Origin of the sequence: Microbacterium oleivorans NBRC 103075 (genome assembly GCF_001552475.1) — a bacterium.
GTDB lineage: Bacteria > Actinomycetota > Actinomycetes > Actinomycetales > Microbacteriaceae > Microbacterium > Microbacterium oleivorans.
Genome location: NZ_BCRG01000003.1, coordinates 133,787 through 152,855 on the forward strand (window position 1 = coordinate 133,787; position 19,069 = coordinate 152,855).

Here is a 19,069-nt window from a genome sequence, read left to right on the forward strand (position 1 = left end):
ATCGATGATGGGCATGGAGGGTCCGGTCGTCCGCGCCCACGGTCCGATTTCGATCCGACTCGTGCGTCCCCGTGACGCGAAGGCACTGCAGACAGAGCTCGAGCAGAATCGCTCCTGGCTGCGGCAGTGGGAGGCGACGAGCCCCGACGGTCCGATCTCGCTCGACATGCGCAGCGGTGTCCGACGTCTGCTGCAGCAGTATCGCGACGGCGCCGGTGTGCCGTTCGTCATGGAATACGACGGTGAGATCACCGGTCAACTCAATGTGTGGGGGATTGCGCGCGGGTCGCTGTCGTCGGCGACCATCGGCTACTGGGTGAGCGAACGCTTCGCAGGACGCGGAATCACGCCGACCTCCGTCGCCCTCGCGACCGACGTGTGCTTCGAGGATCTGCGGCTCCACCGCATGGAGATCTGCATCCGTCCCGAGAACACGAAGAGCCTGCGCGTCGTCGAGAAGCTCGGGTTCCGGTACGAGGGACTCCGCCGCCGCTACATCCACATCGACGGCGAATGGCGGGATCACTACGCCTTCGCGCTGGTTCGCGAAGAGGTGCGGGAGGGCGTACTCAACCGGTGGTTGGCGGGGCGCGCGCCCGCGGATGCGGCATCCATTCCTCCGGCTGACCGTTAACCCTCAACCAGAAGTTCAGACACGCCCACCGGATGCGGGGTCGCACCGCTCCGGGAACATACGGTGAGCGACATGGGTGAGCAGGTGATGGGTGGCGGGGTGATCGTCCTCGTTGCTGTCCTCTTGTGGCTGTTGTACCTCCTGCCCTCGTGGCACAGCCGGTACCAGTACCAGGCTGCCGAGCGTAACGCTGTGCGTCTGAACCAGGCGCTCCGCGTCCTCGCGGAGACGAGCGAGACGCCGGGCGAGGTCCGCCTCGAGCTGAACGCCCGCACCGCCCTCGCCCAGCAGAAGCTCGCGCGTCGTGTGCAGGCCGAGAAGGAGAGCGTGGGCCTCGAGGCCGCGCGCGCCGAACTCGCCGCTGCGAAGGCGCAGGCCGCCGTCGACCGTGAGCTCGCGAAGGCCGACCGTCGCCGTGCCGCCGCCGACGCGGAAGCTGCGCGAGAGAAGGCGCGAGCGGATGCCGCCCTCGCCCGCGAGCGCGCCCTCGTCGAGGCGTCCGTCGCTCGCGCTCTGCCTGCCGTCCGTCGCGCTCGGGCGCGTCGCCGGGCGCGGCTGATCGCGTCGATCATCGGTGTCGTCGCTGTGGCCGTCGCCGGACTCGGTGGATACCTCGGCGCGATCGGCACCGGCTGGACCGTGCTCGCCGCCGGTGCCACCGTTGCCGTTGGCAGCCTCATCGTGCTCGGGCGGATGAACACCGTCGCACGACGCGCGGCATCCCGCGTCGTGGCGACCGAGGTCGTCCGCGAAGCCACCGCCCTGCAGGACGTGGCGCTCGAATCTGAGCGCGTGGAATGGACTCCGCGGACGCTGCCACGCCCGCTCACCGCGTCTGCCGGCTCACGTGCAGCCGCCCTGCTCGACGCCTCGGATGCCCGTGAGGCGCTCCGCCACGCGGCCGTCGAAGAGGCGCTGCGGGAGCGCGTCGCTCAGTCCGCGCCGCCCTCCATCGACACCGCTCGTCGCACCCGTGCGGCGGAGGTCGCCTTCGCCGGACCCGCCGACGATGAGCGGATCGAAGCGCACGTTCGAGACCTTCTCACCCGCCGCGCGTCGGGGCAGTGAGAGCCCGCCTCACGTTCGAGCGGCCGGATCGACCGTGGTAATGTTGAGGCTTCCGGGCCTGTGGCGCAGTTGGTAGCGCGCTTCGTTCGCAATGAAGAGGTCAGGGGTTCGAATCCCCTCAGGTCCACCACCGGAAAGACCCCCGTTCGCGGGGGTCTTTCGCTTTCTAGACAGGCACGCCCACGGCGGCGCGGGCGGTGTCGAGCTCGGCGGCTCGCCGTTCGGGCGACCAGTCGAGCTCGGAGCCGGCGATATCCGCCGCAGCCGTCAAGACGTCGTCACCAGGGTCGCCACGGCGACCGATACCGGTGCGGTTCAGCAGGATGTCCGTGAGGTGCACCACGGCCTCGTGGCGGGCGGCGAACGCGACCCCGGCCAGCAGTTCGCCGTCGTCGGTCGCCTCGCGTGAGAGGACGTCGGACTCGGATGCCACGGCCCGGAGGGCACCGGCATCCGATCCGTATAGGCGGTCGATGAGGTCGGTCGTTCCCGTGTCGGTCAGATCTGCGCCCTCGAGCGGCACGTCCGCCGTCATGGACCGGGAGACCGTGCGACCGATCGAGCGGGCGAGCGCGGGAGTGACCTTCTCGGCGAAGGCCCGCGCGGTCGTGTACTTGCCGCCGGTCGCGGTCACGATGCCGGGGACACCGTCCTTCGCGTGGTCGACGAGCTCCGACGCGCGCGAGGCGCGGTAGGTGTCGGTTCCGCTCGTCTCGGTCAGGGGGCGGAGGCCACCGTAGGCGGCAACGACGTCCGCCATCGACAGCTCGACCGGGAGGCTTCCTGCCGCGTTGATCTCGCCGAGGAAGCGCTCGATCGACTCGCGGGTCAGTCGCCACTCGGCGACGTCACCCGTGTACGGCGTCTCGGTCGGGCCGATGAGGGTGCGACCGCGCCACGGCGCGAAGCTGAAATGACCACCGGACGAGACCGTCAGCACCATCGTCTCGGTGATCGGCTTCGTGAGCAGGTAGATGCCCTCGGAGCGCACCTGCGGACGGGGGCCGGCGGCATCCTGCAACAGCCCCTCGCCTGCGAGCACGTCGTACGCCCAGGGGCCGCTCGCGTTCACGGTCACGCGCGCACGGATCTCGTGCGGCGTTCCCGTCACCAGGTCGGTGACGCGCGCGCCGCGGACGCGACCGCCTGCGGCGATGAGGCCGTCCGCGCGGACGTAGTTCGCGACGGTCGCGCCGTGCGCGACGGCGGAGCGGACGAATGCGAACGTGAGCCGCTCGGGTGAGAGCATCATCGCGTCGTGGAAGAGGATGCCGTGCTCCAGGTGCCCGAGCCCGCGGCGGCGGAGCTCGACGCGGCTGAGGCTCCGATGACGCGGGATGCGGTGGCTCGCCGCCACGCGGTTCCGGTCGAACGACAGCAGGTCGTACGCGGTCAGCCCGACGTGCTCGATGAGGCCGGGGTCAGGCAGCACCATGGCGACGGGGGACACGAGTCCCGGTGCGATCCGCGACAGCGTCCGCCGCTCGGCGAGGGACTCCCGCACGAGCCCGACCTCGAGGTTCTTCAGGTACCGGAGCCCGCCGTGGATGAGCTTTCCCGTCGCGGCCGAGGTCGCCGCGCCGAAATCGCCATTCTCGACGAGCGCCACCGAGAGGCCGCGACTCGCCGCCTCGTACGCGATCGCCGCTCCTGTGATCCCGCCGCCCACGATGAGGACGTCGACCGTCTCGCCCTCGGCCGGCAGTGACCGGCGGACCGTCGTGGTCATCGTGAGATCACCGAACGGATGCCGTGCACGAGACGCTCCCGCTCGCTCGGGATGTCGAGCATCCCCAGCCGCAGCACACGCGCGGCCGTCGCCCACTGATCGAGGCTCGCCGTCGTCATGCCGGTAACTCTCAGGTACTCGCTGAGATACATCCGGCCCATCGCGCCGCGCGCGGCGCCGTAGATGAGCAGCTGCGCCCGGGTCGCGCCCGGGAAGAGCTCGGCCTCGGTGAACAGCAGGCGCGTCATCGCGACGTCGGCGGCCGGATCGCCGCACGCGGTCGACTGCCAATCGATCGTCGCGATGCCGCCGCCATGGCGGAACACGTTCATCGGGTGGAAGTCCAGGTGCAGCGCACTGTCGCCGCCCGGCAACGACGCGAGGTGGTCGAGCAGCGCGCCGCGCTCGCGGGCGGTGAAGGCAGCCAAAGGCGCCGTGCCGACGAGGTCGGCCGCGACGTCACGGACATCGGGGAAGCGATCGGTCGACACCCGGTGGATGCGTGCGTGCTCCTGCGCGAGCGCACGGGCGACCCGCCCCATCCTCAGGGGATTCTTCTCGGCGACGGTCGTCAGGGCGACACCCTCGATGCGGTCGAAGATCGCCGCGCGGCGGCCGTCGGCATCCGTTCGGCCATGGCAACGGATCGGGGTGAGGCCGAGCTCGAAAGCGGCCGTGGCGTCCTCGACCTCACGGTCGATCGCCTCACTGCCCCAGTCGTCGTGGAACACCTTCACCACGGTCGAGTCCGTCAGCGAGTGGACGTCCGCGGAACGCCCGTGAGCGACGAGTCCGCCGAGGGCGCTCATGCCGTCACCGGCTTCGTCGCGCCGTAGCCGAGGCGTGTGGCGTGCGCGATGACGGCGTGCTGCTGTGCGCCGTCGAGTGAGCGGGGAGTGCCGACGGTCGCCGCGCGCAGGTACAGCTCGGCGAGCCATTCGACCAGCAGCGCGTGCTCGATCGCGGTGGCGAGGTTCGGCCCCAGCGCGACCGTGCCGTGATTGGCCATCAGAGCAGCGAGGCGGCCGTCGAGTGCGGCGCCGACGGCGGCGGCGAGTTCGGGAGTGCCGAAGGCATGGAAGGGCGCGACGCGGAGCGGACCGCCGAGGATGAGCTGCTGGTAGTGCACGACGGGAAGCTCGTCGAGGACGAGCGACAGCGCCGTCGCGTTCGGCGCATGCGTGTGGACCACGGCCGACACATTCTCGGGCGGCGCGGACCGCAGCACTCCGAGGTGCAGCGCGAGCTCCGACGTCGGGGCGAGGGTGCCCTCGATCACAGCGCCGTCGAGATCGACCACGGTGACGTCGTCGAGAGTGGCGTCGGCCAGGACCACGCCCGTCGCCGTGACAGCCACGACGTCGCCCTCGCGCGCACTGACGTTTCCGGCGGTTCCGATGAGGAGTCCGTGACCGGCGAGGGTGCGGGATGCCGCGGCCACAGACGTGCGGAGGTCATGATGGTGCGACGTCGTCGTCATGCTGCTAACGTTGCCGCCACCCCTAACCAAAGTCAAGTTTGATTTTTATGGACACCACTGACGGCACCGCCCAAGACTGGGCAGCGCTCGGCCTGCGCCGCACACCCACACAGCAGCGGTCTCGGCAGAAGCTCGCCCAGGCGATCGCGGCGGCGGAGTCCCTCGTACTGCGAGAGGGCGTCGACGTCGTCACACTTCCGCGCGTGGCGGCCGACGCGGGTGTCAGCGTCGGGGCGCTCTATCAGTACCTTCCTGACCGGGAGGCGATTCTCGCGGCCATCGTCTCCCGCTACCACGACCGCCTCGAACGGCTCCTCGACGACGCCATCGACCGGATCCGCACTGATCCGCGCACCGAGGATCCGGTCGGGCAGGTTCTCGGTGCGGTGGCGGATGTGTACCGCGACGAGCAGTCCGCTCGGTCGCTCGGCACCGTCGCCATCTCCGCAGAAGCGGATGCCGCGCGCCGCCGCCACAAGCGCGCGATGGCCGACCGCGTGCACACGCTGCTGCGCGAGTCGGGTGTGCTCGACGGAGTGGACGACGAGCGCGGCGCGGCGATGGCACGGGTCGCGTTCGCGTCGGCCGACGCCGTACTGCACGAGGCGTTCTCGGCGCCGGAAAGCGAGCGCACGGTGCTGCTCGCCGAACTCGAACGGTCGCTTCGCGCGTCGCTCGGAGCCTGACCCGATCCTCAGGCGGCGCGTCGCCAGGCGGGCACCGCTGCGACCAGCAACAGCGCCGGCAGGAGGAAGGCGAGCCCCGATCCGGTGACGTCGGTCAGGACACCGACGCCGACAGCGCCGAGGACTGCCCCGGCGTAGTTGAAGAGGTTGACCCGCGCGATCACCTCGTCGCTGCGCCCCGGATCGATCGCTCCGGCGAGGCCGAAGGCGATCGGGACGAGCGCACCGACGGCCACGCCGCTGATCGCGAAGCCGACGATCGAGGCGACGGGGGAGGGGACGGCGGCGACGATGAGCGCCCCGATCACTCCGAGGACGAGGCTGACTGCCAAAAGGCGACCGCGGCCGATGCGGCGGACCACGGCATCCGTCGCCAGTCGCGCCGCCAGGACGCCGCCCTGGTAGGCCGCGAGGCCGAGGGGTGCGATCGCGACGGCGGCGCCGATCGCGCGAAGGTGCACGGAACTCCACGAGCTCACCGCCGAGTCGACCGTGTAGGCGGCGAGGATGACGAGCCCGACGATCGTGATGGCGCGGGCATCGAGACGCGGCCCGCGGGGGCCGCTCCATTCGGAGGACTGTGCCGCTCGCTCCCTGCTGAGGCGACCGGACACCGCCAGGAGGAAGGCGATCTGCAGGACCGCCGCACCGACGAGGGTCGCGAAGGCCGGGGCGCCCGCGGCGAGAATCCCCGCCATCCCGAGCGCCCCGACGATGGACCCCGCGGTCAGAGTGGCGAAGAACCGGCCGAGCAGCGGAGTCGCACGGCCCCGTTGAACCAGCACGCCCTGCATGTTGGACGATGCGTCGATGAGGCCGAGTCCCAGCCCGTAGACGAGGACGGATGCCGCGAGCACAACCGTTCCGGGCGAGAACGCCGTGGCCACGAGTCCCAGCGCCTGCAGCGACAGGCCGACGATGACCCCGTGACGGCTGCTCGCACGCCGGGCGATCGCGTCGGCGCCGAGCGAGCCGAGCGCCGCGGTGACGCACACGCCGAGCAGGATCGCGGCGATGCCCGTGGCATCCAATCCGGTGCGTTCCTGGAACGCGGGGAGAGCCGTCACGATGACGGCGTACCCGAGTCCCTGCAGGCCGTAGACCGTCGCGACTGCGAGGACGTTGCCGGTCGTCGCGGGTGCTGTCGTCGTCCCGGTCACCTCACACCACCGCGGGGTGGCGCGTCCGGAGGGCGGCGAAGGCGTCGGCGGCGATCTCGACCGTCCGGTCGACATCGGCCTCGGTGACCGCGGCGTTGAGGAAGTGGTTGTGATGCGACGTGAGGTACGCCCCGCGCCTCACGCACTCGGCGATCCAGTCCTGGTGCAGCATGAGTGAGTCGGCCGGGTCGGCGACGCGCAGGTAGAAGAGTGCGGGAGCCCCTGAGGCGACAAGCGTGAACCCGGCCTCGGAGGCGGCCTCGGTGAGCCCGTCGGTCAGGCGCGTGCCGAGGCGTTCGAAGAGCGCCGGCGCGTCGAGCTCGCGGAGCTTCCTCTGCGTCGCGATGCCGGCGGCGAACGGGACGGCGCTCATCCAGTAGCTGCCCGTGTAGGTGATCGAGCTCACGGCCTCTTTCAGCGCCTCGCGTCCGAGAAGCGCCGACACGTTGTAGCCGTTCGCGAGCGCCTTGCAGAAGCAGATGAGGTCGGCTTCGAAACCGAAGTAATGGTCGCTGCCGGCGAGGTCGAGGCGGAAGCCTGCGCGCACGTCATCGACGATGAGGACCACGCCGTGCTCGTCGCAGAGCTTCCGTACGGCCTGCCAGTAGCCCTCGGCAGGCAGTTGGTTGTCGACGAAATTGCCGTGCATGTACGGCGTCGAGATGAGCGCGGCGACCTCGCCCCGGTTCTCGGACAGCAGGGTGCGGAGGGCATCGAGGTCGTTCCACGGCACGTACAGGTTGTTCGCGACGTCTTCTTCGAGGACGCCCGGATAATCGAGCTTCTGCGTCCACGGCGCGACCCCGTGATAGAAACCCTTCACGAAGACGACCTTCTTCCGCAGTGTCGCGGCGCGCGCGGTCATGATCGCAAGCGTGGTCGTGTCGCCGCCGTTCTTGGCGAACATCGCCCAGTCGGCGCTGGCGACCTGATCGACGAGCATCTCGGCGAAGTCGATCATGACGGTCGAGGGGAGCGAGACGACGTCCTCCTTCTTCGCCTGCTCCTGAGCGGCCGCGGCCACGTCCGGGTCGTTGTAGCCGAGGATGTTCGGTCCGTACCCGCACATCCAGTCGATGAACTCGTTGCCGTCGAGGTCCCAGAACCGGGTCCCTTGGGCGCGGGTGGCGAACTTGGGGAAGCCGTCATTCGGGAGGTGCAGCCCCTCGGTCGGGCCGAGGTGACCCGGGATGCCGCCGGGGATCACCTGCTGGGCGCGGCGGAAGGCGGCGAGGCTCTTGTCGAAGGTGTACACGGAGGAGCTCACTTTCCGAGGTAGTGGCCGACGCGGTCGAGAATGCGACTCGTGTTGTCGACGAGGGGGATGTAGCCGCGGATGGCGATACGACCGTCGCCGACGCACGCGAGCGCGCTCTCGCGACCGGCGAGGACGTCTCCCGCAGTCTGCAGGTCGGCGAACCGGAAGACGGCGCGGGGCGCGGCATCCGTCACCGGGACGCGCGACAGCGTGTGCTCACGCACCCGCAGACGGTGGCGGAGCGCATCGCCCACCGCGATGTCGAGGTCGCCGTCCGACATCTGCTCGGCGCTGAAGCGCCCGGACCGGTCGCGGTTCGCGACGATCGTGATCGCGCCGACGGCCACCTCGAGGAGCAGGACGCGGTGCGCATCGGTGAACGCCGGATCGGTCAGGTCCGCGTCGGCCGGACGCAGGTAGCGACCCAGCAGATCGCTGACCGGGGTGAAGACCTGTGTGAGGAAGCGGAGCCCCGCGGGACCGGCGAGCGGGAGGGGAGACCCCTTGCCGTCGAGGACCGCGTTGAGATGCGCGGGGGAGCGGAACACGAGTGTGGCTCGCGTCATTCCGCTGTGATCGCCGTCCGCGGGGCGGATGCCGTCCCGAGCGAAGACGAGGCTCATCGCCTCGCCGCCGACGATCCGCGCCGTCAACAGCACCGGCTGCGGCAGACCGGCGAGCAGCCACGACGCGTCGGGGGCGACCTCCGACAGCTTCGGGAGCGCGCCGAGGACGGCGTGCAGGTTCACCGCCGCGAGAACGCGGTCATCGATCTCCGTCAGCACGGGGACTCCCTTCGGTCGGTGCCCCGAGTGGGGCGGATGCCGCGGCGAACGCGGCCGCAGCGAACGATGCCGTGCGGCGCGCGGCATCCGAGTCTCCGTCGGCGAGCCACGTCGTCGTGATGCCGTCGACGACGACGACGAGGTGACGCGCGAGATCGGCGACGGGCTGCGTCCAGCGATTACCGGTGATCTCGGCCGCGTAGGTGAGGACCTGCTCGGCGGCGGTGTAGTACGTCTCCCATTGCGCGCGCATCTGCCCCTGCGGATCACGGCGGCGCGCGACGAGGGCGAGTTCGAGCAGTGCGATCTCGTCGGCGGGGTCGCGTTCGAGCAGATCGATGTAGCCCTCGAGGCCCGAGCGGATCGCCGAGGCGAGGGAGGTCGGATCGATCGCGCGGGACTCGGCGGCGAACCGCTCCTGCTCGATGACGGTGTCGATGACAGCGGTCATGAGTTCGTCCTGCGTGCCGAAGATGTAGGTGAATGCGCCGAGTGGCATCCCCGCTTCGGCCGTGATCGCGCGGGTCGTCGCGGCGGCCACGCCCTGCCGGGCGATGACGCGGATCGCGGCTGCGACGAGTTCGTGACGGCGTTCTTCGGGCGGCATCCGTCGCATCAGGAGCCTCCCACCGCGCGGGCGGCGACGAACAGGCGGAGGCGGCGGGGGGAGACGCGGGCGACCCAGCCCTGCACGCGGTTGGCGGCGCCGACGGTTCGGACGGGCGACGGGTCCGATGAGTCGAGGGCGTCGAAGGCCTCGTCGAGCACGTCGTCGACGGTCTTCGACGCGCCGACCTTGAAGGTCTCCGAGCCCGCGACGGCGAAGAACTCGGTCTCGGTCGGGCCGGGGCAGAGGGCGAGGACCGTGAGGCCGGTACCCCGCGTCTCCTGCCAGATCGCCTCGGTGAGCGAGGTGACGTACGCCTTCGTCGCGGCGTAGACGGCGAGTCCCGGCAGTGGCTGATGCCCGGCGTTGCTCGACACGTTGACGAGAACGCCGCGCGCGGCGATGAGGTCGGGAAGGAGCTCCCGCGTAAGGAGGGTCAGGGCGAGCACGTTGACCTGCACCTCGGCGGCGACGCGGGCGGCATCCTCGTCGGCGAAGGCGGATGCGGTGCCGAAGCCGGCGCTGTTGACGAGACCGGCGGGGCGGATGCCGCGCTGGGCGAGTTCCGCGGCGATGGCGGCGGGCGCGGCCGGGTCGGTGAGGTCGACGGCGAGGACGGTCGCGTCGATGCGGTGGAGCCCGCGGAGCTCTTCGGCGAGGGCTTCGAGTCGGTCGGCTCGACGGGCGACGAGGACGACGTCGTGACCCCGCGCGGCGTAGCGGCGGGCGAACCCGGCGCCGATCCCCGAACTTGCTCCCGTGATGACGATCGCTCCGGGCATGGCGCCTCCAGAAGAGTTGTACAGATGAACAAGTGCACTCAGTATGGCGACGCGGATGGGCTGCGTAAAGGATCACCCGTGGGAATATGCCCGCCGATGGAGTATGAATGACCCATGGCATCCCCTCTCGGTCTCACGGCCTTCTGGATCCTCACGGCGCTCGCCGGGGGACGGCGACACGGGTACGACATCCTTCGCGAGGTCGACGCGGCCTCCTCAGGCCGGGCAGCGATGAAGGTCACGACGCTCTACGCCGCGCTCGAGCGCCTCGAGCGCGAGGGTCTCATCCGCGCCGACGGCGAGGAGGTCGTCGGTGGGCGCGCGCGGCGGTACTTCGCGATCGAGGATGCCGGTGGCGCGGCCCTGCTTGCTGAGATCACCGCTCTCGAGCACCAGGCGCGGGTGGCGAGGGAGCGGTTGGCCGCCGCCCGACGACCTGGCGCCGCGCGCCCTGCGGTGGCCCGGACGGCGTTCGCATGAGTGGGCTCGACGAGCGGCGCTTCCGACGCGTGCTGAGCTGGTACCCGCCCTCCTGGCGCCGGGAGCACGGCGATGTTCTGCTCGCGATGATGCTCGACGAGGCTGAGCGGACAGGACGGTCTCGGCCGACCGCCGCCGAGTCCCGCGCAGCGTTCGTGCACGGTCTGGGAGCTCGCTTCGGCGCGACGGCGGCGCTCGTCGCGGCATCCGTCGCGCTCCTCGCGACCGTGGTGGGTCAGAGCGGCATCCTGCTGGTCACCGGCGGCGACGCGGGCAGCGTCCCGGTGCACGAAGTCGCCCTGTTCGCGATGACGGGAGTGGCTCCCGCGGCGACCGGCATCGCGCTCTTCGCGCTCCTCCGCGCGGCCTCCCTGCTGCGGGACGGCCCGACGCTCGTCGCCACCGCGTGCGCGGCGGTCGCGGGAGCCTGCGGGGGACTCGCGGGAGTCGGCTGGAGCCGCGGATTCGACGCCGCCGACGCCGGATTGCCGCAGACCGGACTGGCGGCAGCGACGGCACCGCTCGGCGCCGTCGGCCTGCTTCTCACGGTCGTCGCGCTCGTCGTCGTCCTCCTGCCCGTTCTCCAGCGCACGGGGGTGTCGCGGTCGGGGGCGACTCTTCTCGCCGTGGTCCTGGCCGCCATCACCGGTCCGCTCGTCGGCGGGCTCGTCTTCTTCTCGCCGGCGACGACGGCGGTCGTCGCGATCGTGGTGCTGATCGTCGCTGCGCTGCCCCGCGTGCGTGGCGTCCGCCGTGACGACGCGGCGGTGGTCGCGCGTGTCGCGCCCGCACCGATCGGCCCGCCGGTGACGCGGCGAGCACCCCTCAGTCGCCTGCTCGCCGGTGTCGCGCTGACCGGTGGCGCGCTCGGGATCGCGTGGGCGTTCGCGGGGGCCGGGTGGTCACCGACGGCGCGGGGCGACGCGACCGCGGCGATGCGGGAGGGCATCGCGATCCTCGGCGTCAGCATGATCCCGGCGGTCGTCGCGCTCGGCTTCGTGCTGCGCCGTTCCCGGCGGGCGTCTGCGCGGGATGTCTGGATCCCGGTCACCGCCGTGGCCACCGGGTTCGCGCTCATCTCGGCCGACTACCTCACCACCGACGGCTCCGGTGATCTCTCCGTCGGGTGGGTCGGGGCAGCCGCGTCCGTCGGTGTCGGCGTCGCCTGGTGGATCGCTGCCCGGATGCCGGTGGGGACCGGCATCCGGATCGGCGTCGGTGCGGGGATCGCGCTCGCCTACACCGTCGTGCTCGGCCTCGCGCTCACGCCGATGCTCGCGTTCAGCGCGCCCGTGGTGGCGCTCGTCGTCCTCGTGCTGCCGTGGCGCCGTCGACGCGCCGTCGACGGGTCCGTCGCCATCCCAGGCGGCGCGACGGCGTAGGTCTCGGTAATGGGGTCGAACTCAGCCGCGCGTCCTGACGCGCGGGAGGCGCGGACGATGGCGACAGCGGCGATCGGCGTGGCATCCGTCGGCCTGATGTCGTCGATCGTCGGCGGCGTCGGCTCGATCACGCCCGAGTCGTCGGATGCGTTTCTGTTCGCGGTGGCCGGCGTGGCACCTGCCGCCGTCGGCATCGCGCTTCTGGGCGTCGTCCGCGTCGGCGGACTCGTGAGCTCCCGTGCGACCGTGATCCTCATGGTCGCCGCCGCGGTCGCCGGGCTGAGCGGCGGACTCGCCGCCTGGGCCGTCCGCGTGTCGTTCGATCTCAGTGACGACGGCCTGCCGAGCGCGGCCGTCGACCTCGTCGCGATGGTTTCCGCTGCCTGCGGAGTCCTGGTTCTTGCCGCGATTCTCGCGACCCTCGGCACCGTGCTGCTCCGCGGGGCAAGCCTGCCGGGGTGGGTTGCGACGACCGTCGGCGTGATCGCCGCGCTGATCGCCGCGCCCGTCGTCGGGGTGGTGGCTGCCGTCGTGCACCCCCTGACCGCAGTCGCCTCGCTCGCGCTCATCGGCTGCGCGGTCGAGATGCGCAGGCGGATGCCGGTGGCACCCGCTCATGCCTGAGCCCGAGTCACCCGGGGCCCGCGACGCGGACCCCGGGCCCCGAGTCAGACGCCCGCGGGCTGGCGTGCTCCCGTCGCGAGCCGCTCGGCTGCGTACGCCTCGGCCGCGTCGAGCGGGGTGACGCCGCGTTCTGCCGCGTCGTCGAACAGGCGGCGCAGGGTGTCGCCGATCCCGTCGATGCGCGTCGCGATCTCCTCGCGGTGGCCGGGTGTCCGCGCCTCGACGTCGAGGTAGATGACACCACCCGCGTTCGCGACGAAGTCGGGGGCGTAGAGGATGCCGCGGTCCGCGAGGCGTGCCGCACCGGAGCGCTCGGCGAGCGGGTTGTTCGCCGGTCCGCAGACGGCCCCCGCGGCGAGGGCGTCGATGACGTCTTCGGTGAGGAGGCCGCCGATGCCGGCGGGAACGAAGACGTCGGCGGGGACCACGTGCTCGGTGCCGGGTTCGACCCAGGTCGCCCCGAGCTCGGCGGCGAGCGACATCTTCGCGGGGTTCACATCGGTGACGGTCAGGATGGCGCCCTCACCGGACAGGCGAACGGCGAGGCGGCTGCCGACCTGGCCGAGGCCCGAGATCGTGATGCGGCGGCCCGCTACCTCGGGCGAACCGACGATGCGTTCGAGAGTGGCGCGGAGAGCCGCGTAGACACCGCGACTGGTGGGACCGGCGGGCTCGCCGGATCCGCCGACCGAGTCGGGAAGGCCGACGACGTGGGCGGTGCGCTCACTGACGACGAGCATGTCCTCGGTCGTCGAGCCCACATCCTCCGCGGTGCGGTACTGGCCGCCGAAGGACTCGACGGCGTCGCCGAGGTCGAGGAAGGCCGCCCGCCGGCGGTCGGCGTCGAGGGTGTCGGCCTCGCTCAGCGCGATGACGGACTTGCCGCCGCCGGCATCCAGACCTGCCGTCGCGTTCTTCAGCGTCATCGCCGCCGAGAGTCGCAGCGCATCGCCCATCGCATCGGACCAGTGCGGGTAGCGCCACAGGCGCGCGCCGCCGAGGGCGGGGCCAAGGGCCGAGGAGTGGAGCGCGACGGTGACGACGAGGCCGCTGCGCCGGCCGGTGATCACCTCCACACGTTCGTGGGTGAAATCGGGCAGGGGCAGGGAGTGCGTCATTGCGATCCTTCTCGACGGGCCTTGTGGGCGCTGCGGTGCGGATGCCGCCGATCTGCGGCATCCGTCATCATTCTGCCTGGCATATCGCCCGCCGCCTAGGCTGTCGCCCATGCAGACCGAGCGATACTCCCACGGCCATCACGAGAGCGTTTTGCGGGCGCACGCCTGGCGGAGGGCGGAGAATTCGGTCGGCTATCTCCTGCCTCATCTCCACTCCGGAGCATCGCTCCTCGACGTCGGATCGGGACCGGGAACCATCACCGTCGACCTCGCCCGGCGACTCGCGCCCGGGAACGTCGTGGGCGTCGACGCCTCGGCGGACGTCGTCGACCAGGCCCGCGCGCACGCTGCGGCGGAGAACGTCACGAACGTCACCTTCGAGACGGCGAACGCGTACGACCTCGATGCCGCCGACGGCTCGTTCGACATCGTCCACACGCACCAGCTGCTGCAGCACCTCGCCCGCCCCGTCGACGCCCTCCGGGAGTTCCGCCGGGTGGCCGGCGCCGACGGACTCGTCGCCGCGCGTGAGGTCGATTACGCGGGCATCATCATCCACCCGCACGTCCCCGCGCTCGACGAGTGGCTCGACCTGTTGCTGCGCATGGGACGTAACAATGGCGGCGAACCCTCCGCGGGTCGGCGCCTCAAATCGTGGGCACAGGATGCCGGGTTCACGGACATCACGGTGAGCGCATCCACCTGGCTCTTCGAGACCGACGAGCAGCGGGAGTGGTGGGGCGGATCCTGGGCCGACCGCGCGCTCCACTCCTCCTACGCCGATCACGCTCTCGAGCAGGGCCTCGCCGACCGGGCGGACCTCGAGCGCATCTCCGCGGGCTGGCGGGAGTGGGCCGCGGCGCCCGACGGGTGGCTGCTCATGCCGCACGGCGAGATCCTCGCGCGAGGCTGACGGATGACCGAACACCTGAGCGCGCGGAGCCGCCTCGTCCATGACGCGCTCCGGGCAGCCGGCATCCCGGGCGAGATCGTCGTGCTGCCCGACGCGGCTTCCACCGCGGTGCTCGCCGCCGAGGCGCTCGGGGTCGAGGTCGGGGCCATCGCGAACAGCCTCGTGTTCCAGTGCGACGGGATGCCGCTGCTGGTCATGACGAGCGGTGCGCACCGCGTCGACACGGCGGCGCTCGCCGCACGGATCGGGCGCGGAAAGATCAGCCGGGCGACGCCGGAGCAGGTCCGCGAAGCGACCGGCCAGGCGATCGGCGGTGTCGCGCCCACTGGGCACCCGGCGCCGCTCGAAACCCTCGTCGACGAGGACCTCGCCGACTATCCGGAGATCTGGGCCGCGGGCGGCACACCGCACACGGTGTTCCCGATGACGTTCGGCGAGCTCGTCCGGCTCACCGGCGGACGGGTCGTCTCGGTCGTCTGAGCGCGCTCACGTGTGGATGAGGTCGCGCCAGTTGCCGGGAACGCGACCGCGCGGCCCGGGGGCGGGCTGATCGGCGGGGTGGCTCGTCGGCGGGGCGAGCTCGGGACCCGCGAACATCGTCTCGTCGACGTAGTCCCAGTACCAGTCCTCGCCCGGTTCGAAGCTCTGCACGAGCCGGTGCCCGGTCTCGCGGAAGTGCGCGGTGGCGTGCTGCTCGGGCGACGTGTCGCAGCATCCCACGTGACCGCACGACGCGCAGCGGCGCAGGTGCACCCAGAACCCGTCCTGTGCCTCGCACTCGAGGCATCCCGTCCCCGAGGGTGCGGCGTTCGTGTCGATGTCGGAACTCATATCGTCCTCCTGATGATCGTGGGTCAGAAGGCCAGGGCGCGGTGCACCGAGGCGACAGCGCTCGACCCCTCGCCGACGGCGGCGGCGACGCGTTTCATCGACCCGCGGCGGACGTCGCCCGCGGCGAACACACGCGGCGCGGACGTCTCGAACGGGAACGGCTCGCGACCCAGGTCGCGCCACTGCGCGATGGACTGCACCGCCACGTCGGTGCCGGTACGGACGAACCCTCCGCTGTCGCGGTCGAGGGTCGGCAGCCACGAGGTGGCGGGGTCAGCGCCGATGAAACAGAACAGCCCGCGCGCGTCGACGGCGCCGGCCGAGTCGATCGTGACGGACTCGAGGGTCCCGTCGCCGTCGAGACCGGTGACCTGGGATGCCGTGTGCACCTGCACGCGCGGATCGTCGGCGAGCCGGTCGGCCAGATAGCTGGACATGCGCGTGCGGAGGTCGGTCCCGCGGATCACCAGGTGCACGGGGGAGCCGTGCGCGGCGAGATACAGTGCCGCCTGTCCCGCCGAGTTCGCGCCGCCGACCACGACGACGGGCTTGCTCTGCACCTGGCGGAGCTCGAGCGGCGTGGCGGCGTAGTAGACGCCGGACCGTTCGAAGTCCTCCCACCGGTCGAGGGCGAGGCGACGATAGGCGGCGCCCGACGTGACGATCGCGCTCCGCGCACGGATGATGCGACCGTCGGCGAGGGTCACGTCGAGGAGATCCGTGCCGATCTGCGTCAGGGCGACCGCTTCGCAGGGCGCGTACACGCGGACGCCGAACTTCAGCGCCTGGAGGACCGCCTGACCGATCAGGTCGCCGCCGCTCACCCCGAAGGGGAAGCCGAGGAAGTTCTCGATGCGGGAGGTGGATGCCGCCTGCCCGCCCGGCGCGACGGCGTCGAGCAGCACGGTGCTGAGACCCTCGGATGCTCCGTAGATCGCTGCGGCGAGGCCCGCGGGGCCGCCGCCGACCACCACGAGGTCGACGATCTCGTCGGACTGGGCTTGATAGCTGAGGCCGAGGCGCTCCGCCAACAGACCGGGGGTGGCGCGGGGGATCGCCTCGCCCTGGACGTAGGCGACGGGGAGGTCTTCGAGGGCCACCTCGTGGGTGTCGAGCGTGTCGAGCTCGGTCGGCGCGATCGCGACGGCCTTGTGGACGAGGTCGAGTCTCTCAGCGAACCGGCGGAGGGACAGGAAGTCGTTCGACGTCGTCGTCCCGACGAACTTGAGCGTCATCGCCGCCGGCCCCGTGCGAAGCGACTCCCGACGCGCCCACAGCGCATGCAGGATGAGGTCGCAGAGCTCGTCGTCCTCGCTCATGATCTCGCGGAGCGCGGCACGGGACAGTCGGTGCACGCGGCCCGCCTTCGTCACGCGTGCCGACAAGAAGGCGCTCTGGCCGTTGAGGATGCCGAGTTCACCGGCGAACCGGCCAGGGCCCACCGTCGTGATGACCTCTTCGCCGACCCAGCGGAGTGCGTCGCGGACGATCTCGACCTCGCCGGACTCGACGAAGACGAGGTCGTAGCCGGCGTCGCCCGTCCGGAAGACGTAGTCGCCGGCCTCGACGTCCTGCGGGACGGCGGCATCGACGACACGGCGCCAGTGCTCGGGGGAGAGGTCCGGCGCCATCATGGCATCCAGCACAGTGGGAGCGGTCTCGTCCGTCATGGCCACAACCTAGCGAGTCGCGGGGGCCGCCGGGGCGTCGGATTCGGACTGCAGCGCGCGGATGAGGGATTGCGCGTCGTAGGGGCCGGTGTGGCGACGACCGTTGACGAAGAACGTCGGCACCGAGTGGATGTTCATCGCCTCCGCGTCGAACATGTCGTCGCGCACCCGGCTCGCGACGTCGGGCGACGTCAGGTCGCGTTCGAACTTCGGCACGTCGAGGCCGAGACGTGCCGCGAGGCGCACGATGTCGGACGGCAGCTGATTGTCCTGATCGGCGAACAGCCCCCGTTCGAACTCGAAGAACTTGCCCTGCTTGGCCGCCGCTTCCGAGGCCTCCGCACCTGCCAGGGCGTTGGGGTGCTGCACCGTGAGCGGGGCGTGTCGCCACACATAGCGGAGGTTCGGGCCGAGTTCGTCCATGACCTCCTGAATCGACCCCGACGCCTTCAGGCAGAACCCGCACTGGAAGTCGCCATACTCAACGATCTCGTACGGAGCGTCGGCTGACCCGTAGATGTGGTCGCGGCGAGCGTCGACGGGGCGGACGAGCGTCTGGCCGACCTCCTCCTCCGGGCTCCGGGCGTCCGCGATGCGGAAGAGCACGGTGCCGAGGGCGAGCGCGAGGACGGATGCCGCGAGCACCCCCACGCGCGCCTGGTTCTGCGCGTCGGGGTCCTCGATGGCGAGATCGATGATGAACAGGGAGATCGTGAACCCGATTCCCGCGAGAGCGGCGCCACCGCCGATCCGGTCGAGTGACAGACCCGGCCCGAAGTCGCCGATCTTCAGGGCCTTGAGCAAGGCGGTGGACCCCCAGATGCCGGCGAGCTTGCCGATGACAAGCCCGACCACGATGCCCCAGGTCAGCGGCGAGGTCGCTGCGGCGGCGAGGATCTCGGGGCTCAGCGAGACACCCGCGTTGGCGAGCGCGAACAGCGGCAGGATGACGTACGCGACGTACGGCGCGTAGGCGGTCTGCAGGCGCTCATTGATCGAGATCGACTCGCGGAGGCTGTTCGCGGCGGCGCGGGCGTACTCCGTGCTCGGCGACTGCCGGAACGTGCGCGCGAGTTCGAGCGCGTGCTCGACGTCGCGGCGATCGGGCCGGTACACCGGCACGAGGAGCGCGATCGCGACTCCGGCAAGCGTCGGATGTACGCCCGAGGCGAGGAACGCAAGCCACACGATGACTGCGAGCGTCGCGTAGATCGGGCCGCGGCCGCCCCGGAGGTAGCGGACCAGGTAGATCCCGACGAGCCCGACCGCCGCGATGAGGAGCGGCATCGGCGTGAAGGTGTCCGTGTAGACGAGCGCGATGATGCTGAGCGCTCCGATGTCGTCGACCACGGCGAGGGCGAGGAGGAACACCCGCAGGCGACCCGAACCGCGCGGCCCGATCAGGGCGAGGGCGCCCACGAGGAACGCGGTGTCGGTCGAGATGACGACACCCCAGGCATCCGCATTGCCGCTCGGACCGGCGATGAGGACGAAAAGAAGGGCGGGCAGGGCGAGGCCCGCGACGGCGGCGATGACGGGCACGACGGCGCGCGACCAGCTGGTGAGCTCGCCGATCGCGAATTCCTTCCGCACCTCGAGGCCCACGGTGAAGAAGAAGATCGCCATCAGCGCGTCGTTGACGAGGGAATGCAGGGTGAAGTCCAGGTGGAGGTCCCCGAGCCCGATCATCAGGTGGGTGTCCCAGAACTCGTCGTACGTCGACGACGAGATGTTCGCCCACACGATGGCGGCAGCCGTCGCGATCAGCAGCAAGAGCGCACCCAGGCGGGTGCGTCCCATCCTGCCGATGTGGTCCGCGATGGAAGCGAGTTTCCGCGGCATGCATCCTCCGGAGGGGGTCG

The 19,069-nt window shown here is 71.1% G+C and carries 20 protein-coding genes and 1 tRNA gene; 9 read left to right on the forward strand and 12 right to left on the reverse strand.

Annotation, left to right across the window (positions count from 1 at the left end):
- Nucleotides 1-13 precede the first annotated feature (13 nt).
- The 3 genes from MO1_RS05075 to MO1_RS05085 all read left to right on the forward strand — a co-directional run bounded on the left by MO1_RS05075 (nt 14) and on the right by MO1_RS05085 (nt 1,832).
- Nucleotides 14-634, forward strand: coding sequence for a GNAT family N-acetyltransferase (locus MO1_RS05075; RefSeq protein WP_036312055.1), 621 nt, complete (start codon nt 14-16; stop codon nt 632-634).
- Nucleotides 635-706: 72 nt separating this feature from the next.
- The gene (locus MO1_RS05080; protein WP_255209228.1) at nt 707-1,702 is read left to right on the forward strand and encodes a large exoprotein; all 996 of its coding nucleotides are present in this window, start codon (nt 707-709) and stop codon (nt 1,700-1,702) included.
- Between the two features lie 54 nt (nt 1,703-1,756).
- Nucleotides 1,757-1,832 (forward strand) — tRNA-Ala (locus MO1_RS05085).
- Between the two features lie 36 nt (nt 1,833-1,868).
- Here the strand turns inward: MO1_RS05085 and MO1_RS05090 are convergent.
- From MO1_RS05090 to MO1_RS05100, 3 genes are read right to left on the reverse strand one after another with little or no spacing between them, the layout of a single operon-like run.
- Nucleotides 1,869-3,431, reverse strand: coding sequence for a glycerol-3-phosphate dehydrogenase/oxidase (locus MO1_RS05090; protein WP_060915385.1), 1,563 nt, complete (start codon nt 3,429-3,431; stop codon nt 1,869-1,871).
- The gene (locus tag MO1_RS05095; protein ID WP_060915386.1) at nt 3,428-4,240 is read right to left on the reverse strand and encodes an aminoglycoside phosphotransferase family protein; all 813 of its coding nucleotides are present in this window, start codon (nt 4,238-4,240) and stop codon (nt 3,428-3,430) included. The genes MO1_RS05090 and MO1_RS05095 overlap by 4 nt, the downstream gene beginning before the upstream one ends.
- Nucleotides 4,237-4,911, reverse strand: coding sequence for a class II aldolase/adducin family protein (locus tag MO1_RS05100; protein ID WP_036312064.1), 675 nt, complete (start codon nt 4,909-4,911; stop codon nt 4,237-4,239). The genes MO1_RS05095 and MO1_RS05100 overlap by 4 nt, the downstream gene beginning before the upstream one ends.
- Nucleotides 4,912-4,958: 47 nt before the next feature.
- On the opposite strand from MO1_RS05100, the gene MO1_RS05105 reads away from it, so the two are divergent.
- A complete protein-coding gene (locus MO1_RS05105; RefSeq protein ID WP_060915387.1) occupies nt 4,959-5,597 on the forward strand; it encodes a TetR/AcrR family transcriptional regulator in 639 nt (212 codons plus the stop codon).
- Nucleotides 5,598-5,605: 8 nt separating this feature from the next.
- Here MO1_RS05105 and MO1_RS05110 read toward each other — a convergent pair whose 3' ends face one another.
- Genes MO1_RS05110 through MO1_RS05130 form a run of 5 tightly spaced genes read right to left on the reverse strand, consistent with a single transcriptional unit; the run spans nt 5,606 to nt 10,189 of the window.
- Nucleotides 5,606-6,757, reverse strand: a complete 1,152-nt coding sequence (locus MO1_RS05110; RefSeq protein WP_060915388.1) for an MFS transporter — start codon at nt 6,755-6,757, stop codon at nt 5,606-5,608.
- A 1-nt stretch (nt 6,758) separates the two neighbouring features.
- Nucleotides 6,759-8,024, reverse strand: coding sequence for an aminotransferase class III-fold pyridoxal phosphate-dependent enzyme (locus MO1_RS05115; protein WP_060915389.1), 1,266 nt, complete (start codon nt 8,022-8,024; stop codon nt 6,759-6,761).
- Complete coding sequence (locus MO1_RS05120; RefSeq protein WP_060915390.1) at nt 8,021-8,800, reverse strand: hypothetical protein; 780 nt, start codon at nt 8,798-8,800, stop codon at nt 8,021-8,023. The genes MO1_RS05115 and MO1_RS05120 overlap by 4 nt, the downstream gene beginning before the upstream one ends.
- Complete coding sequence (locus tag MO1_RS05125) at nt 8,781-9,407, reverse strand: TetR/AcrR family transcriptional regulator (RefSeq protein ID WP_052009467.1); 627 nt, start codon at nt 9,405-9,407, stop codon at nt 8,781-8,783. The genes MO1_RS05120 and MO1_RS05125 overlap by 20 nt, the downstream gene beginning before the upstream one ends.
- 8 nt (nt 9,408-9,415) lie before the next feature.
- Nucleotides 9,416-10,189, reverse strand: coding sequence for an SDR family NAD(P)-dependent oxidoreductase (locus MO1_RS05130; RefSeq protein WP_036312074.1), 774 nt, complete (start codon nt 10,187-10,189; stop codon nt 9,416-9,418).
- Between the two features lie 114 nt (nt 10,190-10,303).
- Here MO1_RS05130 and MO1_RS05135 point away from each other — a divergent pair, with 114 nt between their 5' ends.
- Genes MO1_RS05135 through MO1_RS05145 form a run of 3 tightly spaced genes read left to right on the forward strand, consistent with a single transcriptional unit; the run spans nt 10,304 to nt 12,675 of the window.
- Complete coding sequence (locus MO1_RS05135) at nt 10,304-10,669, forward strand: PadR family transcriptional regulator (RefSeq protein WP_036312076.1); 366 nt, start codon at nt 10,304-10,306, stop codon at nt 10,667-10,669.
- The gene (locus MO1_RS05140) at nt 10,666-12,051 is read left to right on the forward strand and encodes a hypothetical protein (RefSeq protein WP_036312078.1); all 1,386 of its coding nucleotides are present in this window, start codon (nt 10,666-10,668) and stop codon (nt 12,049-12,051) included. Before MO1_RS05135 ends, MO1_RS05140 begins: the two co-directional genes overlap by 4 nt.
- A gap of 57 nt (nt 12,052-12,108) precedes the next feature.
- On the forward strand, nt 12,109-12,675 hold the full coding sequence (locus MO1_RS05145) for a hypothetical protein (protein ID WP_036312081.1): 567 nt from the start codon (nt 12,109-12,111) through the stop codon (nt 12,673-12,675).
- 44 nt (nt 12,676-12,719) lie between these two features.
- Here the strand turns inward: MO1_RS05145 and MO1_RS05150 are convergent, their stop codons facing one another.
- The gene (locus MO1_RS05150) at nt 12,720-13,793 is read right to left on the reverse strand and encodes a Glu/Leu/Phe/Val dehydrogenase family protein (protein ID WP_036312082.1); all 1,074 of its coding nucleotides are present in this window, start codon (nt 13,791-13,793) and stop codon (nt 12,720-12,722) included.
- A 109-nt stretch (nt 13,794-13,902) separates the two neighbouring features.
- Between MO1_RS05150 and MO1_RS05155 the strand changes: the two genes are divergently transcribed.
- Nucleotides 13,903-14,706, forward strand: coding sequence for a methyltransferase domain-containing protein (locus MO1_RS05155; RefSeq protein WP_036312085.1), 804 nt, complete (start codon nt 13,903-13,905; stop codon nt 14,704-14,706).
- 3 nt (nt 14,707-14,709) lie between these two features.
- On the forward strand, nt 14,710-15,186 hold the full coding sequence (locus tag MO1_RS05160) for a YbaK/EbsC family protein (protein WP_036312088.1): 477 nt from the start codon (nt 14,710-14,712) through the stop codon (nt 15,184-15,186).
- Between the two features lie 6 nt (nt 15,187-15,192).
- Here the strand turns inward: MO1_RS05160 and MO1_RS05165 are convergent, their stop codons facing one another.
- Genes MO1_RS05165 through nhaA form a run of 3 tightly spaced genes read right to left on the reverse strand, consistent with a single transcriptional unit; the run spans nt 15,193 to nt 19,049 of the window.
- Entirely contained in the window at nt 15,193-15,537 is a 345-nt protein-coding gene (locus MO1_RS05165) for a UBP-type zinc finger domain-containing protein (RefSeq protein ID WP_036312090.1), read from the reverse strand.
- Nucleotides 15,538-15,560: 23 nt separating this feature from the next.
- A complete protein-coding gene (locus tag MO1_RS05170; protein ID WP_036312093.1) occupies nt 15,561-17,207 on the reverse strand; it encodes an FAD-dependent oxidoreductase in 1,647 nt (548 codons plus the stop codon).
- Between the two features lie 9 nt (nt 17,208-17,216).
- Nucleotides 17,217-19,049, reverse strand: coding sequence for a Na+/H+ antiporter NhaA (gene nhaA / locus MO1_RS05175; protein WP_060915391.1), 1,833 nt, complete (start codon nt 19,047-19,049; stop codon nt 17,217-17,219).
- Nucleotides 19,050-19,069 lie beyond the last annotated feature (20 nt).

Coding starts and splice junctions, on each gene's coding strand:
- MO1_RS05075 (WP_036312055.1), top strand. CDS start 14: ATGGAGGGTCCGGTCGTCCGCGCCCACGGTCCGATTTCGATCCGACTC.
- MO1_RS05080 (WP_255209228.1), top strand. CDS start 707: ATGGGTGAGCAGGTGATGGGTGGCGGGGTGATCGTCCTCGTTGCTGTC.
- MO1_RS05090 (WP_060915385.1), bottom strand. CDS start 3,431: ATGACCACGACGGTCCGCCGGTCACTGCCGGCCGAGGGCGAGACGGTC.
- MO1_RS05095 (WP_060915386.1), bottom strand. CDS start 4,240: ATGAGCGCCCTCGGCGGACTCGTCGCTCACGGGCGTTCCGCGGACGTC.
- MO1_RS05100 (WP_036312064.1), bottom strand. CDS start 4,911: ATGACGACGACGTCGCACCATCATGACCTCCGCACGTCTGTGGCCGCG.
- MO1_RS05105 (WP_060915387.1), top strand. CDS start 4,959: ATGGACACCACTGACGGCACCGCCCAAGACTGGGCAGCGCTCGGCCTG.
- MO1_RS05125 (WP_052009467.1), bottom strand. CDS start 9,407: ATGCCGCCCGAAGAACGCCGTCACGAACTCGTCGCAGCCGCGATCCGC.
- MO1_RS05130 (WP_036312074.1), bottom strand. CDS start 10,189: ATGCCCGGAGCGATCGTCATCACGGGAGCAAGTTCGGGGATCGGCGCC.
- MO1_RS05135 (WP_036312076.1), top strand. CDS start 10,304: ATGGCATCCCCTCTCGGTCTCACGGCCTTCTGGATCCTCACGGCGCTC.
- MO1_RS05140 (WP_036312078.1), top strand. CDS start 10,666: ATGAGTGGGCTCGACGAGCGGCGCTTCCGACGCGTGCTGAGCTGGTAC.
- MO1_RS05145 (WP_036312081.1), top strand. CDS start 12,109: ATGGCGACAGCGGCGATCGGCGTGGCATCCGTCGGCCTGATGTCGTCG.
- MO1_RS05150 (WP_036312082.1), bottom strand. CDS start 13,793: ATGACGCACTCCCTGCCCCTGCCCGATTTCACCCACGAACGTGTGGAG.
- MO1_RS05155 (WP_036312085.1), top strand. CDS start 13,903: ATGCAGACCGAGCGATACTCCCACGGCCATCACGAGAGCGTTTTGCGG.
- MO1_RS05160 (WP_036312088.1), top strand. CDS start 14,710: ATGACCGAACACCTGAGCGCGCGGAGCCGCCTCGTCCATGACGCGCTC.
- MO1_RS05165 (WP_036312090.1), bottom strand. CDS start 15,537: ATGAGTTCCGACATCGACACGAACGCCGCACCCTCGGGGACGGGATGC.
- MO1_RS05170 (WP_036312093.1), bottom strand. CDS start 17,207: ATGACGGACGAGACCGCTCCCACTGTGCTGGATGCCATGATGGCGCCG.
- nhaA (WP_060915391.1), bottom strand. CDS start 19,049: ATGCCGCGGAAACTCGCTTCCATCGCGGACCACATCGGCAGGATGGGA.